Origin of the sequence: Corynebacterium auriscanis (assembly GCF_030408435.1) — a bacterium.
In the GTDB taxonomy this organism is placed as follows: domain Bacteria; phylum Actinomycetota; class Actinomycetes; order Mycobacteriales; family Mycobacteriaceae; genus Corynebacterium; species Corynebacterium auriscanis.
In genome coordinates this window covers 1,509,512-1,524,825 of sequence record NZ_CP047046.1, presented here as the reverse complement: position 1 = coordinate 1,524,825, position 15,314 = coordinate 1,509,512, and the positions used below count along the sequence as shown (strand labels likewise).

The following is a 15,314-nucleotide window of genomic DNA, read 5'->3' as shown; positions in this document are numbered from 1 at the left end:
CAGCGCTCACCAGCACCGGTACAAACTACAGCAACTCACCAATCCGTTTGGCACCTGCCAACAGAGTGTCCTTGTAGCGATCTGCCGGCGATGGGCGCAATCGATCCACAGGGCCAGATGTGGACAATACCGCGACCAAGCCACCGCCAGCATCCAAAATAGGAACGGAACAGCTGGCCAGCGATACGTCGCGCTCGGCGACCGATTCCGCCCACCCTTGCGTCCTGATCTGGTCTAGCTCTGCACGATCGTAAGCCGCAGTGGGCAAGACCTCCCGGCGCAGATCCTCCGTGCCATAGGCCACCAAGACCTTGGCGGCTGATCCAGCGGCCAAGGTCATTCGATGTCCAGCGGGCACAATATCGTGCAGGCCCGCAGAAGGGCTGATCGCGGCTACGCACACGCGTTCAAAACCGCTACGGCGATACACTTGCACGGCCTCGCCGACTTCCTTGACCAGTTCGGGCAAAACCTCATCGGCAGCCTCCAGCAGACGGTTGCTGCTACGCGGGGCCAATTCAATCACGCCCTGGCCAATTCGCCAACGGCCTTCTTCATCGCGCTGGATGAGGCGATGCTTCTCCAGTGCGACCGCAATACGGTGGGTGGTTGCACGCGGGAGGCCGGTGAGCTCGCACAGCTGGGTTAGGTTGCTGGGGCGAGCGGCGATGACGTTCAACAGATAAACGGCTCTATCCAAAACTTGAATGCCGCTTGTGTTTGGAACTTCTACATCGTTTCCCATAGTTTGATATTGTACATCCCACACCGTGGAATGGTGGTAGTGATAACCAGAAAAGAGGTAAGCAGTGTCCACAACAGCTGAGCACGCGAATAAACCGCTGACCCTAGCGGAGAAAGTTTGGCGCGATCACGTCGTCGCCCCCGGCACCGATGGTGGCCCCGACCTGCTCTACATCGACTTGCACCTCGTCCACGAGGTTACCTCGCCGCAGGCATTCGACGGGCTGCGTCAAGCCGGCCGCCCCGTCCGCCGGCCGGACCTAACCATCGCCACCGAGGACCACAACGTCCCCACCATCGGCGTAGCTAGCGGGAACTTGCTGGAAATCGAAGACAAGACTTCCCGCCTGCAAGTATCCACCCTGCGCGATAACGCCAAGGAATTCGGCATTCGCCTGCACTCTATGGGCGACATCGACCAGGGCATCGTCCACACTGTCGGCCCCCAGCTGGGCCTCACTCAACCGGGGATGACCGTGGTGTGCGGTGACTCGCACACGTCCACGCACGGCGCTTTCGGCTCCATTGCGATGGGCATCGGCACCTCAGAGGTCGAACACGTCCTGGCTACCCAAACCCTGCCGCTGAAGCCCTTCAAAACCATGGGCATCGAGGTCTCGGGCGAATTGCAACCCGGCGTGACGTCCAAGGACCTGATCCTGGCCATCATCGCCAAGATCGGCACCGGCGGCGGGCAGGGTCACATCATCGAATACCGTGGCGAGGCCATCGAAAAGCTGTCTATGGAAGCCCGCATGACCATGTGCAACATGTCCATCGAGGCGGGCGCCCGCGCCGGAATGATTGCCCCGGATGACATCACCTTCGAATACCTGAAGGGTCGCCCGCACGCACCCACCGGCGACGATTGGGATGCGGCCGTGGACTACTGGCGCTCCCTGCGTACCGATGACGATGCCACCTTCGATACCGTCGTCCACATCGACGGCAGCGCGATCACGCCATTCGTCACCTGGGGTACCAACCCAGGTCAGGGCCTACCGTTGCATGAGGCCATCCCGCACCTAGAGGACTTCACCAACGACGCCGACCGCGCCGCCGCAGAACGCGCCCTGGAGTACATGGATCTGCAGCCCGGCATGCCACTGCGCGAGGTCAAGATCGATACCGTTTTCCTCGGTTCCTGCACAAACTCCCGCATCGAAGACCTGCGCGCCGCTGCTGAGGTCCTCGAGGGCCGCCAGGTCAGTGACCATGTCCAGATGCTGGTGGTCCCATCGTCTGCACGCGTGAAAGCGCAGGCCGAAGAGGAGGGCCTGGACAAGATTTTCCTAGCCGCCGGTGCCGAGTGGCGCCTGCCGGGTTGTTCCATGTGCCTGGGCATGAACCCGGATCAGCTCAAGCCGGGGGAGCGCAGCGCCTCCACATCCAACCGCAATTTTGAGGGTCGCCAGGGCAAAGGTGGGCGCACGCACCTTGTCTCGCCCCCGGTCGCCGCCGCCACGGCAGTTCGCGGTTTCTTGTCTTCACCTGCCGATTTGGTATGACGCCCTGCGCCGTTCCACTGAAGAGTTTGGCGTCGAGTAACCAAAAAATCAGCACCCACGCGAAAGAAAAGAGCAACCGACATGGAGAAGTTCCATACGCACGAAGGAGTGGCAGCGCCGCTGACGCGCTCCAATGTAGATACCGACCAGATCATCCCAGCGGTGTACCTCAAGCGAGTAACGCGCACGGGATTCGAAGACGGCCTTTTCGCCGGCTGGCGCAAAGACCCACAGTTTATCCTCAACCAGCCGGCCTATGAAGGCGCCTCCGTGCTGGTGGCGGGCCCCGATTTCGGAACGGGATCCTCGCGTGAGCACGCGGTGTGGGCATTGATGGACTACGGATTCCGGGTTGTCCTCAGCAGCCGTTTCGCCGATATTTTCCGCGGGAACTCCGGTAAGGCGGGATTGCTGGCGGCCACGCTGGAGCAATCGGATATCGAGCTGATCTGGAAGCTGCTGGAGCAAGAACCCGGTGCGCAGATGACTGTGAACCTAGAGGACCGCACAGCGCAGCTGGGCACGCACACCTTCACCATCGAGGTGGACGACTACACTCGCTGGCGCCTGATGGAGGGGCTGGATGACATTGGTCTGACCTTGCGCAACGAGCAAGCCATTGAGGATTATGAGGCGGGGCGGCCCAGCTTCAAGCCACGCACTCTGGCGTAGCACTTGCGCGGCTCGGCGGCCCGTTTTCGTCGCGACCCAGCTTCAAGCCACGTACTCTGGCGTAGTTCCTGCGCGGCTCGGCGGCCCCTCTCGGCGTGGCACCCGCCGTTCGTGCGTCGGTTCGCACGATGTGCAGCAGAACTCTGACAAAATGGCGCGTTTTTGTTCGACTTCTGCTGCACATTTGTATTTCGTTTGGAGGGTGCCGGCGCCGGGGCGCAGCTTGTCAGCTCACCTCGGCGGCCCGTTTTCGGCGCGACCCAGCTCCAAGCCGCGCACTCTGGCATAGTTCCTGCGCAGCTTGTCAGCTCGCCTCAGCGCATCTTCGCGCGACCCAGCTTCAAGCCGCGTACGCTGGCATAGTTCCTGCGCGGCTCGGCGGCCCGTTTCGGCGTGGCACCCGCCGTTCGCGCGTCGGTTCGCACGATGTGCAGCAGAACTCTGACAAAATGGCGGGTGGGGTCTAGTGGTGAATGCAACACCCTGATTTGTTCATGAGGTGTTGATGATGTCCTACACTCCCGATCCTGCTGTTGTTGCTGCTTTCGACCTGATCGCGAACCACCGCTACAGCGCACTGCACGCAGCCCAAGCCACTGGCTGTACCGACCGTGCGTTGCGGGACTACATCACAAGCCAAGGTGCGCGCCTTGCGCGGGGACGTGGTGGTGGTGGTCTTGCCACCCACAAGACAACCACCCAGATGATGGTCATGTTCTTAGCATGTGCTGGGCGAAGTGATCACGATATTGCCGCCAGAACTGGTGTCCATCCGGTTACCGTGTACCGGTGGGTACATAATTCTGTCATGCCTGTGTCCCGCCCGTCGGTATCGTCGACAAGTAACCGTGATCAACCCATTGTGTTGTCAGTAGACCCCGTGGTGGTGAATTATCAGCCAGCGACAGTCAAAGTCGGCCGGGGTATGCGCTTAACCGCGTTCGACAGGGTCTACATCAAGTTTTGCCTAGATCAGAGTTATTCCATCCGCCGCACCGCCCGACAACTCGGCAGGCATCCCAGCGTGATCAGCCGCGAGGTAACCCGCAACAGTATCGACGGGGTGTATCACCCACTGATAGCCCAGCAACGCAGCATCGATGCGGCCAAACGCCCGAAACCGCGAAAACTTGATGCTCATACCACGTTACGACGTATCGTCATTCGACTGCTTGAACCGGCAGGTCTCACCGAAACGTATCGTAGCTAGGCTGAAACGTTTATCCGGCATTCATCAGGAGTTGACCTTGTCACACGAAACGATGTACCAAGCCCTCTACGTCCAAGCAGCTGGTGGGCTACGCCATGAGTTAACCGTCGACTACGCCCTTTCGGTCAGGTCGCACAGGACGACGACCCCGCTCGAAGCTACCGACTCGCGGACGCGGGGCGAAACCATGGGTTCATGGCGCGACAATACTCCACCCGCCCACCACAGGCTGCTGACCGGGCAGTGCCAGGGCATTGGGAAGGTGATCTCGTGTTAGGCGCTCAGGGTGGAAAGCACGCGATCATCACCTTGATAGAACGGCATAGCCGGTTGTTCATGGCTAGGTTGTTAACCACCGATCACACGTCCCAGACCGTGGTCACCGCGTTGAAAGACATGCTCGGGCAGATCAACCAGATGGCTATCGCCCCGGACCGTCGCGTCCAGACCCTGACCTGGGATCAGGGAGCGGAAATGGCTGCCAGTGGTCAGCTGGCCGAACATTTTGAGGGGTTGAAGCTCTACTTCTGCGATCCGCACTCCCCATGGCAGCGGCCGAGTAACGAGAATATTAATGCCGAGCTACGCCGATTCATTCCGAAAGGCACCGATCTTGCCACGGTGACCCATGAGCAACTCCAGGAATATGAAGACCTCATCAACGACACTCCACGGGTGGTGCTAGATGGACTGACCCCGAGGGAAGTATTCTTTAACCTCGACCCATCCGAAGATGTTGCATTCACCGCCTGACCCTTCCGCGCGTTTTTGTTCGACTTCTGCTGCACATTTGTATTTCGTTTGGAGGGTGCCGGCGCCGGGGTGAACGGGAGGGCTACTGGTAGGCATAGAATCTTCGCCACTATTGCCGCGGCCCACTCTCGGCGCCGGGGTGAACGGGAGGGCTACCGGTAGGCATAGAATCTTTGCCAACACTGCCGCGGCCCACTCTCGGCGCCGGGGCGCAGCTTGTCAGCTCGCCTCAGCGCATCTTCGCGCGACCCAGCTCCATGCCGCGTACGCTGGCGTAGTTCCTGCGCAGCTTGTCAGCTCACCTCGGCGGCCCGTTTTCGGCGCGACCCAGCTCCAAGCCGCGCACTCTGGCATCGTTCCTGCCCACCTCGGCGCATCTCGGCGCGGCCATGGCACCGGCGACGCTGCCGGTTACTTCACCGGTAGCGGGCTCGCCAAGTAGTCAATACCCAGCAGCTTGTCATCGCGGAAGTGTAAAACCCAAGCGGAGGATTTCTTCACACGCATGTCGTCGATCTCGATATCGGCTTCCGCAGCAAGTCGCGCCAGCACGCCCGGGATGACCGCGCCCTGACCACAGATCACCTTCACGGGGGCCTCTCCGCCGTTGTCGCTGACTCCGTCGCGGTCGAAGGCTACCCGGCGGAACGCGTTCATGGCGACATCTTCGCCCTGCTCCCAACCGTGGTCGCCCAGCTCGGCGTCGACCTGAATTTGTAGCGTGAGGTCCTGCGACAGGGGAGTAAGGGTATCTACACAGCGCTCTGGGGCGGCCGAGAACAACACTTCGGGTCGGTATCCCGAAAGTTGCGTGATGAGCATCTCCGACTGTCTGCGCCCCTTCTTCGCCAATGGGCGCAGATCATCGTTACCTGCCCACCCTTCGCGCGCGTGCGCCTTAGCGTGGCGAACGTACAGAACACGGCGGTTCACGCCCAGGTTCACCATTGCCTCGCCAGCGGCGACCACGTCCAAGTCGATCTCATAGCTGAGCAGGCCTTTGGCCTCTTCAAACGTCACCCACCGCAGCTCATCGGACTCTTCGTTGGGCTCGAAGTTCTCCTCGAGGGATTCCGCCGTCCAGTAGTAGACCACCTTCGTGCGACTTCCCACGGGGTAGTGCACGTATCCCAGCAACCAGCCCAGCCGGGCGGTGATGCCGGTTTCCTCGCCGATCTCGCGAATGGCCGTACCAGCCAGGTTCTCCCCAGGATCGACCTTGCCCTTGGGCAAGGACCAGTCATCGTAGCGGGGGCGGTGGATGACCGCGATACGGATGCCGTCTTTACCTCGACGCCACACCATCGCGCCCGCGGCGAAAGTTGGGCGTGCGAATTCCTCAGCAGGGCGGGAGCCGATGCGGCAGATGTGCCCTTCGCCGTGGTGGCTCATAGCCAGCGACGTAGAGAGGTCACCAGTTCCGGTGTGGGAGATCACGAGTTGAAGCTGCCTTCCGATAAGGTTCTCAATAAACAAAGCACATCGTATAACGAACGTTGAGGGGTTGTGTAGCGCATGGTGCGGGTAGCAGTAATGGGCGCGGGTTCCTGGGGAACCACCGTCGCGAAAGTTTTTGCAGATGCCGGCAACGAAGTGCGTTTGTGGGCCAGGCGAGCTGAGGTAGCAGAGGAGATCAATGCCAAGCGCACAAACTCCGCCTACCTTGGCGATATCGAATTGCCTCAGGCACTGACGGCCACCCCCGATCCGGAAGCTGCGATTGATAGCGCAGAAATCGTGGTGCTGGGTGTGCCTTCCCAGACGCTGCGCGATAACCTCACCCAGTGGAAGGGATTCATCGGTAGTGACGCGGCCGTGGTGAGCCTGGCTAAGGGCATCGAGCATTCCACCGGCATGCGCATGAGCCAGGTTATTAGCGAGGTTGCAGGCATTGAATCAGATCGGGTGGCCGTGCTGACCGGCCCGAACCTTGCTAAGGAAGTCGCGCTGGGCCAGCCTGCAGCCACCGTGGTGGCCTGCGAGGACATGTCCCGCGCGCAGTTGATCCAAGCGGCGGCGGCTGCCCCATACTTCCGTCCGTACACCAATACTGATGTGGTGGGTTGCGAAGTGGCGGGCACATCCAAGAACGTGATCGCACTCGCGGCTGGCATTGCCCACGGAATGGGATTCGGTGATAATACCGCTGCCACGGTCATCACCCGCGGGTTGGCAGAAAGCACTCGCCTGGCCCTTTCCCTTGGAGCCGATGCCCGCACCATGGCCGGTTTGGCGGGGATGGGGGATCTGGTGGCCACGTGTACCTCCCCGCTGTCGCGCAATCGTCGCTTTGGGGTGCGTCTGGGTGAGGGCGCCACTCCGGAAGAAGCTGCGAAGGCGAACAAGGGGCAAGTCGCAGAGGGAGTGGTTTCTTGCCAGTCCATCGCTGAGCTGGCCGAAAAGAATGGGGTAGAGGTTCCCATCGCCGATGCGATGGTGGACGTTTGCCACCGCGGCGCACCCGTGGAAGAGATGCTGCAGCGTCTGTTGGGCCGCAGCCGTAAGTCGGAATGACTCGCCCAAGCGCTACACTGTGAAGCGATGAATACACCTGCAGCTGACTACGATTCTTCCTCCCAGAACCGCGCCCAGAACCGCGTTGAACACCGCGCCGAGAACCGCGCCCAGAACCGCGTTGAGCACCGCGCCCGGGTCGCCGTTCTCTACGGCGGACAGTCCACCGAGCACTCTGTTTCCTGCATCTCCGCAGGCGCGATCATGGACCACTTGGATTCCACGCGCTACGAGGTCATTCCGGTGGGCATTACCCCGCAAGGGGCGTGGGTTCCCGGTGCGACGGACACCACCGAGCTGCGCGCCAACGGTCGCGAAATGCCCACGGTTCGCGATCGTGGGGAGCACGTCCAACTGGTCCTGGGCGCCCAGCGAGGGGAGTTGCGATACATTTCGGGCGAACGCGCCGGTGAAACTTTCGCCACCATTGACGTGATCTTCCCTGTTCTGCACGGTCAAAACGGCGAGGACGGCACTATCCAGGGGCTATTCGAGCTGGCGGGCGTTCCGTATGTAGGCAATGGCGTGCTGGCATCGGCTGCGGGTATGGACAAGGAGTACACCAAGCGCTTGGCCTCCCAGGCCGGTGTGCCGTGTGGCGAGGAGCTCATCCTTACTGAAAACCGCGAACTCACTGCTGACGAACAGCAGCGCCTGGGCTTGCCCGTCTTCGTCAAGCCCGCCCGCGGTGGCTCCTCCATCGGCATTTCCAAGGTCGACGAGTGGGAGGACTTCCCCCAGGCGGTGGAGATCGCCTTTGACCACGACGGCAAGGTGATCGTGGAATCCATGATTCACGGCCGAGAGGTGGAATGTGGCGTGCTCCAATACCCCGAGGGTTCCGTAGTTGCTTCTGCCCCCGCGATGTTAGAGGGCACTGAAGACAGCAACGAGGGCTTTTATGGTTTCGACGCCAAGTATGTCGATAACAACGTCACCCCTAGCATTCCCGCCCCCATCGGCGAGGAAGCCACCGCGGAGGTCCGTCGCTTGGCCGTCCGTACCTTTGAGGCTCTGAACTGTGAGGGCCTGGCTCGCGTGGACTTCTTTGTCACTGACAGCGGGCAGGTCATCCTCAATGAGATCAACACCCTCCCGGGATTCACCCCGATCTCGATGTACCCTCAGATGTTCATCGCGGGTGGGATGAAATACTCCCAGCTATTGGATATTCTCATCGCCCGTGCGCTGGTGAACGACTAGCACCCCACCGCTGGCGCACGACTAGCTCCCCACCGCTGGCGCACGACTAGCTCCCCACCGCTGGCGCACGACTAGCACCCCAACGCTGGCGCACGACTAGCACCCCACCGCTGGCGCACGACTAGCTCCCCACCGCTGGCGCACGACTAGCACCCCAACGCTGGCGCACGACTAGTTTTCAGTTTTCTTCATCGTCGCGGTCATGGCCTTGCTGACTTCGGTGATCACCGCATTATCCTGCTGGGCACCTGGCATGGAGATCCCCACGATCTCCTCGCGACCCAAGCCAAACCAATTTCCGCTGGTGGAGCCTTGGGCTAGGCCGGGCTCTGCGAACCACGGCACGTCATTGACGGAGCTCAGGCGTTCACCGGCTTTGTACCCCTTCGGCATATCCAAGCCGCAGCGCACGACGATTGGTTCGCGACGATCCGCGCGGAACGTTGCCGAGTGCTCCGGAGCCTTGGATGCCGCCGGATCATCCCCGCCCACGCGGGTGTAATCACCGAGTTTGCCCGGCAGGGCATCGAGAAATGTGGCGCAGACCTTCGCGTTGACCGTGGCCGCGGGCTTTTGTGTCGACAAGGGGTAAGGCTTGCGCGCTGGGGCCGTAGCGGCGTCGGTATAAGAAGAAACAACGGACCCAAAGTCATCCAGCGCCCCGGAAAAATCTGCTTCCGAGGTCACGGCAATCACTGGGCCTGCGCCCACCGTGTAATACGTGCGCAGGTTGGATCCGGGGGTGGCATCCGTGATGGGCAACCACTGCGTGCCGGCGTGCTGCTCGGTGAGGCTGGCCTGCGTGTACTGATCGGGCGCGTTCACACCACAACGAATGGTCAACTCCGTTCCCTGCTCGTTGCGGTAGGCCGCGGTTCCGGCAGGCGCGGGTGCGTGCACATCCACTATGCGGAAACCAGCGGTCCGCTGCGGCAAAGCTCCAGTAAGATCCCGGCACTGCGCGGAATCTGCCTGCGGGGCATCGACGGGACCCATGGTGACTGGGGAGTACGTGTTGCGATCGTTGAGGACCTTCGCGCCGGCCAAAACTCCCGCAACGAAGATTACGCCCAACGCTAACGCCAGAAAGATGAAGAACCTCGGGGTAGTGTTGTCGGAGGTTGGATTAGCCGAGTTGTTATCCGATGTGCCAGCCGGTGAAGCGGTGGATGCCTGCGTGCTCATGAGAGTTCATTGTAGAAACCGTCACGGACACTGGCTAATCACGTTCCTACAGCAACTACCGAAGCAAAGGAAATGATGCGAGAGTCACTCACCGTCTCCCAAGCCGGGGAGGCCCGCACCATCGCGGCGATTCGCACAGCGGCACCCAGTTCGCTCAATGGCGACGATGCTGCGGTTTTGGAGGTTACTGCCCCGAACTCTCGTCACGTGTGCTCGACGGACATCCTGGTGCAAAGTCGTCATTTCGATTTTCAGTATTCATTGCCACGCGAGGTCGGCATCAAGGCGGTCACGCAGTCCTTCGCCGATATTCAGGCGATGGGGGCACGCCCAACTGCGGTACTGCTGGCCATTGCTACCCCGGGCGACCTGTCGTTGCAGACGGTGGCGGACATCGCCCGCGGTATCCACGAGGCCGCCTCGCCTTGGGCCGCGGAGTTGGTGGGCGGCGACGTGGTGAAATCCAAGGACCTGGTTATTTCCCTCACCGCGCTGGGGGAACTTGCCGGTCCCGCCCCCGCGCTGACGTTGGATGGAGCGGGTGTGGGCCACCAAGTTATCGCCTCCGGTCACATCGGTTATTCCGCGGCCGGGTTGGCGATCCTAGAGCACTTTGGATCCCGGCGCGCGATTCCCCACGATGATCCGATCCTGCAAGAACTGGTGCAATGGCACTGTGCACCGTGCTTGCCCGTCGCGCGCGGTTCGGTGGCGAGGGCAGCCGGGGCGGCCTCGATGACCGACAATTCCGATGGGCTGATCCGCGACCTAGGGCTGATTGCGGACCGTTCTGCGGTGTGCCTGGACATCGAATCCGCCGCTATCGCACCTGATCACAAGCTTCTGCACGCCGCTGAATGCGTGGGCGGGGACGCTTGGAAGTGGGTGCTGACCGGCGGGGAAGATCACACGTTGCTGGGCACCACCGATACCCGCGTGCCCTCCGGATTCAACGCGATCGGCCGCGTTCGCAGCCTCACCAGCAAGGTAGCTGTGGACGTTTTCGGCGAGTACACCGATGAACCGGCCGTTCTCGTAGATGGTGCTCGCCCGAAGTTCACTGAAGGCTGGCAGTCCCTGTGACGAATGCACCTGCTTCTTTTCACTCGACGCCCCGCGTGCACCCCGCGTGGGATCTGCCCGGGTTAGACGGAGCGCTCGCCAGGGCTTTCCAAGCAACTCCCGCTGAGCAGATTCTTCCCGCGCAAGACAACATTTTGCGCGCCTTCGAAATGGATCCGCGGGATGTCCGGGTGCTGATTGTGGGACAGGATCCGTATCCCACACCCGGGCACGCGGTCGGTTTGAGTTTCGCGGTGGATCCACTACACGTGGGTGGCAAGCTGCCGAAGTCCTTGGTCAATATCTTTAAGGAGTACGCTGAGGACCTCGGTCTGCCATACCCTACGAACTCCCATGCAGCCACGTTGCAGCCATGGGTGGATCAGGGCGTCTTGCTGCTCAACCGCGTGTTGACCGTGGCTGCTGGCCAGGCCCACAGTCACGCCCGAATGGGGTGGGAACAGGTTACGGAGGCCGCCGTTCGACAGGTCGCGCAAAACCAGCACTTCGCGGCGATTTTGTGGGGCAAACCCGCGCAACAACTAGCGCCGCTCATTGGGGAAGACCGGTGCGTGAAGTCTGCGCACCCGTCGCCGCTTTCGGCCTACCGGGGTTTTTTCGGCTCCCGTCCATTTAGTAAGGTCAATGAGATTCTGATTGCCCAAGGAGGGCAGCCCGTCGATTGGGATCTTACCGACACGCGGGCACACACGACGAGGGACGAAAGGTAGTCAATGGCAGCTGATAATCGTCCTGACCACCTGAACGGTCGCCTGCTCGTGGACTGGGCCCACCGGGCGGCCCGCGGCTTGCAGGAAGCCCAGGCGGAAATCAACACCATTAACGTATTTCCGATCCCGGATTCCGATACGGGGTCCAACATGGCCCACACGATGACCAAGGCCGCCGAAGCTACCTCTTTTGTCGACGCCCACGATGTCAGCGCCGTCGCCAGCGCCCTGGCCTCCGGGGCCGTTCGCAACGCGCGCGGTAATTCGGGGCTGGTGATCAGCCAAGTCCTGCGCTCACTGTCCCAGATTGCTGCCACCGGACCGGTCGATGCCACTGCAGTGGCGAAAATGCTGCAGCAGTCCGCGGACTACGTCCGCGAAGCAATCTCGGCCCCAGTGGAGGGCACGATTATCAGCGTGCTGGATGCTGCCGCCAAGGGCGCGTGGCGCGTTGTTGAGGATTCCCCAGCTGCGGAATTGCTTGACGTGGTGAGCGCAGTGGTGACATCCGCGGAAGAAGCGCTGGTCCGCACGCCGGAGCAGTTGCCGGTGTTGGCGGAAGCCGGGGTCGTGGATGCCGGCGGCCGTGGATTTGTGGTGATTGCCCAGGCTCTGTTGGACGTATTGGGCGGTAAGAACGAACACAGCTTGTTGGCTACGCTGCCATCGGCGCAGCCCGCTCGCAGCGCGGTATCCCACGCTGCCGCTCACAACCCATCTCCCCATGTCGCTGTCGCTTCCGAGCTGGAAGTCATGTTCTTCTTCGAGTCCACCGAATCCGATCCTGAAGCCACAGAACTCCGCGCATTCCTCGATACCCACGGCAATAGCGTTATCATCGGAGCTCTCGATGAGCGCAGCATGACCGTGCACGTGCACTCACAACAGGCGGGGGCAATCATCGAAAAGGCTTATACGCTGGGAACCGTTAGTGACTTGCGCATTGAGGCCCTACCCGCCGAGGCGCCAGCCCCGTCAGGTGGTGAATCCACGTCGTCGGCACCCATCATCGCCCTGACCCCTCCGGGCGGAGCCGCCGCTATGTTTGAGGCTGCGGGCGCGGTGAGTTTGGCGTCGAGTAACAAAGAAGCAGTGAAAAAAGCCCTGCAGCAAGTCGGCCGCGAACCTGTCATAGTGCTGGCTAACGGCCGCGATACGACGGCGTTGATGACCAGCGGTACCGAAATCGACGTGATCAATACCGAAGCCCTCGTGGGTGGGCTGGCCGCGCTGGCAGTTTTCGATCCCAGCGCGGATTGGGACGATTGCGTGGAGGAAATGGTGGACGCGGTCTCCGTGCAACGGTGGCTCAGCTGTGCGGCGACTAACGCGGAAGAAAGCATCGCCGATCTGCTGCACGAGGGTGGGGAACTGGTCACTGTTTTGTACAGCGGGCCGGACGTAACGGAGCAGTCGGCGCAGCAGATGATTGCGCGCCTACGGGAGCGTTTCCCCGATGCCGAATTCGACTTGCACCAGGCCGACGACATGGGGCAGGACTTTCAGATCGGAGTGGAATAGATGCTGGGTTGGCTCGACGCGCGACCACTATCGCTAGCCATTACCCCTGATCGCGCGCGCAAACTCGCCGATAAACCCAAGTTAAAGACCCTCACAGATGCGGTGATGTTCTTCCCCAACCGCTATGTGCGCGCCAGCTTTCCCGATGCGCAAGACCTGATGTTCGAAGGGGAGATGTTCACGTGCATTGCCCGCGTGGAAAAGGTGGAGGAGCGCTCCAACACCTCTGGGCGCGGTGCGCGGAGGTACATGCGGGTGCAGATCGTCACAGGTAGTACCAGACTGTCGTTCGCAATGTTCGGCAACGTCCATCTGCACCGCACATGTTTGCAGCCGGGCAACGTTTTGATGTTCTACGGCAAATTGGCGCTGTTCCGGCAGCAGTGGGAGCTTAAGAACGTGTCTTACGTCAGTGTGTTCGTGAAAGACGAATCGCAGTTCGGCGCATTCGGCCCTTTGAAAACCGTCGTGGATATTGCCGGTAGTGACCGCAAGGCCATGGAGATCCTCAACCGGCCGTGGCTGCCGTTTTATCCTCGCCGGGTGGGGACGACCACCGCCGAGATGCTGGGAGTGATGGAACACGTGCTGTCCAGCATGGGGGATCCCACCGAGATGCTGCCCAGCCCCCGCGCCGGCCGCGATGCCCCCACCTGGCCGGTGGACCAATATGGTGCGCCCCTGCTGGATTTCGCCACTGCCTTGCGCCAGATTCACCAGCCACCCGTTGAGGGGCCGGAGCCCGCGCGCGCTCGCTTGAAGTTCAACGAGGCCTTGGAGTTGCAGTTGGTTATGGCACTTCGGCGGGCCGACGCCACCCAGCGCAGTTCGATGCCGATGGCCCTGGGGGCTGAGGGTTCCCTGCGGCAGGCTGTGGTGGATAGCCTGCCTTTTGAGCTCAGCGAGGGCCAAATAGATGCCTCAGCAGAGATCTCCGCGGCGCTGGATTCCACCACGCCGGCCTCGCTGCTGCTGCAGGGCGAGGTCGGCTCGGGTAAGACGGTCGTTGCACTACTGGCGATGTTGCAGGCTATCGAAGCTGGGTATCAGTGCGCGTTTGTAGCACCAACGGAAGTGCTGGCTGTGCAGCATGCGCGCACGCTGGTGGAATTACTGGGGCGCAGCACCGCCGGCAGTGCCGTCGGGGTGACCGTGCTTACGGGATCGCAAAAGACAGCCGACCGCAAAGCCGCGCTGTTGGATGTGGTTAGTGGCCAGGCATCGATTGTCGTGGGCACACATGCCGTGATTCAGGAGACGGTGGAGTTTTTCAATCTAGGTCTGGTGATCGTCGATGAGCAGCACCGGTTCGGTGTGCGTCAGCGCGATAAGCTGCGCGATAACTCACCGGTGGATCGCACACCGCACATGATGGTGATGACCGCCACGCCCATCCCGCGCACTGTGGCGATGACGATGTTTGGTGACCTCACCCCGGTGCGTTTGCCCGGTTTGCCTAAACGGGCAGGGGGCACGGCGCGCCAGGGGGTGTCCACCACAGTTGTGGCGTTGGAGAAGCCCCACTGGGTGGCGCGAGTGTGGCAGCGCTGCCGGGAGGAGCTGGATGCGGGGCGGCAGGCATTCATCGTCACACCGAGGATCGAGGGTTTCGGTGGGGTGTTGCAGACGGTCGAGTGGCTGTCGCAGACGGAATTGCACGACTACCGTGTGGGGGTGCTGCACGGCAAGATGCCCGCTGATGAAAAAGACGAGGTGATGAGTGCTTTCGCTGCTGGTGAGATCGATGCCCTGGTCGCCACCACCATTGTGGAAGTGGGGGTGGATATCCCCAATGCGACGATGATGATCATCCTGGGTGCGGATGCCTTTGGTGTGAGCCAGCTGCATCAGTTGCGCGGGCGCGTGGGGCGTGGCGAACACGGGGGTGTGTGCTTGCTGCTGCCTTCGGACCAGTCCCTACCACCGGCCACCATGGAGCGATTGCATGCGGTGGCCAGCACCACCGATGGATTCGAATTGGCGGAATTGGACTTAAAACAGCGCACCGAGGGTGATGTGCTGGGCGCGGATCAATCGGGCTCGCGGGTGCGCCGCTCCACCTTGTTGGACCTCACTGAAGACGAGTTCCTCATCAACCAAGCACGCGAGTATGCCGAGGCCCTAGTGCGATACGATGAGCCGCTGGCGCGCGCCCTCGTGGTGGATATCGAAGTTGAAGAGCAGGACTACATTGAACGCCACTAGTGGCTG

Annotated in this window: 13 protein-coding genes; 10 read left to right on the top strand and 3 right to left on the bottom strand. The window is 61.5% G+C overall.

What is annotated here, in order from left to right:
- Positions 1-25 precede the first annotated feature (25 nt).
- Positions 26-745 carry an IclR family transcriptional regulator gene (locus CAURIC_RS06445; RefSeq protein ID WP_035115168.1) on the bottom strand — a complete coding sequence of 240 codons (720 nt, stop codon included), beginning with the start codon at positions 743-745 and terminating at the stop codon, positions 26-28.
- Positions 746-809: 64 nt separating this feature from the next.
- Here CAURIC_RS06445 and leuC point away from each other — a divergent pair, with 64 nt between their 5' ends.
- From leuC to CAURIC_RS06425, 4 genes are all read left to right on the top strand, one after another.
- Complete coding sequence (gene leuC / locus CAURIC_RS06440) at positions 810-2,252, top strand: 3-isopropylmalate dehydratase large subunit (RefSeq protein ID WP_035115166.1); 1,443 nt, start codon at positions 810-812, stop codon at positions 2,250-2,252.
- Positions 2,253-2,333: 81 nt separating this feature from the next.
- The gene (gene leuD, locus CAURIC_RS06435) at positions 2,334-2,924 is read left to right on the top strand and encodes a 3-isopropylmalate dehydratase small subunit (protein WP_070435098.1); all 591 of its coding nucleotides are present in this window, start codon (positions 2,334-2,336) and stop codon (positions 2,922-2,924) included.
- Positions 2,925-3,429: 505 nt separating this feature from the next.
- A complete protein-coding gene (locus CAURIC_RS06430) occupies positions 3,430-4,134 on the top strand; it encodes a helix-turn-helix domain-containing protein (protein ID WP_290182154.1) in 705 nt (234 codons plus the stop codon).
- A gap of 195 nt (positions 4,135-4,329) precedes the next feature.
- A complete protein-coding gene (locus CAURIC_RS06425) occupies positions 4,330-4,887 on the top strand; it encodes an IS30 family transposase (RefSeq protein WP_290182153.1) in 558 nt (185 codons plus the stop codon).
- Between the two features lie 411 nt (positions 4,888-5,298).
- Here the strand turns inward: CAURIC_RS06425 and CAURIC_RS06420 are convergent, their stop codons facing one another.
- Entirely contained in the window at positions 5,299-6,324 is a 1,026-nt protein-coding gene (locus tag CAURIC_RS06420; protein ID WP_035115012.1) for an NUDIX hydrolase, read from the bottom strand.
- A 78-nt stretch (positions 6,325-6,402) separates the two neighbouring features.
- Between CAURIC_RS06420 and CAURIC_RS06415 the strand changes: the two genes are divergently transcribed.
- A complete protein-coding gene (locus CAURIC_RS06415; protein ID WP_035115014.1) occupies positions 6,403-7,401 on the top strand; it encodes an NAD(P)H-dependent glycerol-3-phosphate dehydrogenase in 999 nt (332 codons plus the stop codon).
- A gap of 27 nt (positions 7,402-7,428) precedes the next feature.
- On the top strand, positions 7,429-8,604 hold the full coding sequence (locus CAURIC_RS06410) for a D-alanine--D-alanine ligase family protein (protein WP_290182152.1): 1,176 nt from the start codon (positions 7,429-7,431) through the stop codon (positions 8,602-8,604).
- A gap of 171 nt (positions 8,605-8,775) precedes the next feature.
- Here CAURIC_RS06410 and CAURIC_RS06405 read toward each other — a convergent pair whose 3' ends face one another.
- Positions 8,776-9,789 (bottom strand): DUF3515 domain-containing protein, encoded by a 1,014-nt coding sequence (locus tag CAURIC_RS06405; RefSeq protein ID WP_052095088.1) that lies wholly within the window; start codon positions 9,787-9,789, stop codon positions 8,776-8,778.
- A gap of 75 nt (positions 9,790-9,864) precedes the next feature.
- Between CAURIC_RS06405 and CAURIC_RS06400 the strand changes: the two genes are divergently transcribed.
- Genes CAURIC_RS06400 through CAURIC_RS06385 form a run of 4 tightly spaced genes read left to right on the top strand, consistent with a single transcriptional unit; the run spans position 9,865 to position 15,308 of the window.
- Positions 9,865-10,872, top strand: a complete 1,008-nt coding sequence (locus CAURIC_RS06400; RefSeq protein WP_052095096.1) for a thiamine-phosphate kinase — start codon at positions 9,865-9,867, stop codon at positions 10,870-10,872.
- On the top strand, positions 10,869-11,582 hold the full coding sequence (locus tag CAURIC_RS06395; protein ID WP_052095089.1) for a uracil-DNA glycosylase: 714 nt from the start codon (positions 10,869-10,871) through the stop codon (positions 11,580-11,582). The genes CAURIC_RS06400 and CAURIC_RS06395 overlap by 4 nt, the downstream gene beginning before the upstream one ends.
- Before the next feature lie 3 nt (positions 11,583-11,585).
- Positions 11,586-13,103: a DAK2 domain-containing protein gene (locus tag CAURIC_RS06390; RefSeq protein ID WP_290182151.1), complete on the top strand. Its 1,518-nt coding sequence runs from the start codon at positions 11,586-11,588 to the stop codon at positions 13,101-13,103.
- The gene (locus tag CAURIC_RS06385; RefSeq protein WP_035115018.1) at positions 13,104-15,308 is read left to right on the top strand and encodes an ATP-dependent DNA helicase RecG; all 2,205 of its coding nucleotides are present in this window, start codon (positions 13,104-13,106) and stop codon (positions 15,306-15,308) included.
- Positions 15,309-15,314: the final 6 nt, after the last annotated feature.

What these genes read in the sequence shown, in the direction of transcription:
- CAURIC_RS06425 (WP_290182153.1), top strand. Translation starts at nt 4,330, where the DNA reads ATGGCGCGACAATACTCCACCCGCCCACCACAGGCTGCTGACCGGGCA.
- CAURIC_RS06430 (WP_290182154.1), top strand. Translation starts at nt 3,430, where the DNA reads ATGATGTCCTACACTCCCGATCCTGCTGTTGTTGCTGCTTTCGACCTG.
- CAURIC_RS06390 (WP_290182151.1), top strand. Translation starts at nt 11,586, where the DNA reads ATGGCAGCTGATAATCGTCCTGACCACCTGAACGGTCGCCTGCTCGTG.
- CAURIC_RS06445 (WP_035115168.1), bottom strand. Translation starts at nt 745, where the DNA reads ATGGGAAACGATGTAGAAGTTCCAAACACAAGCGGCATTCAAGTTTTG.
- CAURIC_RS06410 (WP_290182152.1), top strand. Translation starts at nt 7,429, where the DNA reads ATGAATACACCTGCAGCTGACTACGATTCTTCCTCCCAGAACCGCGCC.
- CAURIC_RS06385 (WP_035115018.1), top strand. Translation starts at nt 13,104, where the DNA reads ATGCTGGGTTGGCTCGACGCGCGACCACTATCGCTAGCCATTACCCCT.
- CAURIC_RS06400 (WP_052095096.1), top strand. Translation starts at nt 9,865, where the DNA reads ATGCGAGAGTCACTCACCGTCTCCCAAGCCGGGGAGGCCCGCACCATC.
- leuD (WP_070435098.1), top strand. Translation starts at nt 2,334, where the DNA reads ATGGAGAAGTTCCATACGCACGAAGGAGTGGCAGCGCCGCTGACGCGC.
- CAURIC_RS06405 (WP_052095088.1), bottom strand. Translation starts at nt 9,789, where the DNA reads ATGAGCACGCAGGCATCCACCGCTTCACCGGCTGGCACATCGGATAAC.
- CAURIC_RS06415 (WP_035115014.1), top strand. Translation starts at nt 6,403, where the DNA reads ATGGTGCGGGTAGCAGTAATGGGCGCGGGTTCCTGGGGAACCACCGTC.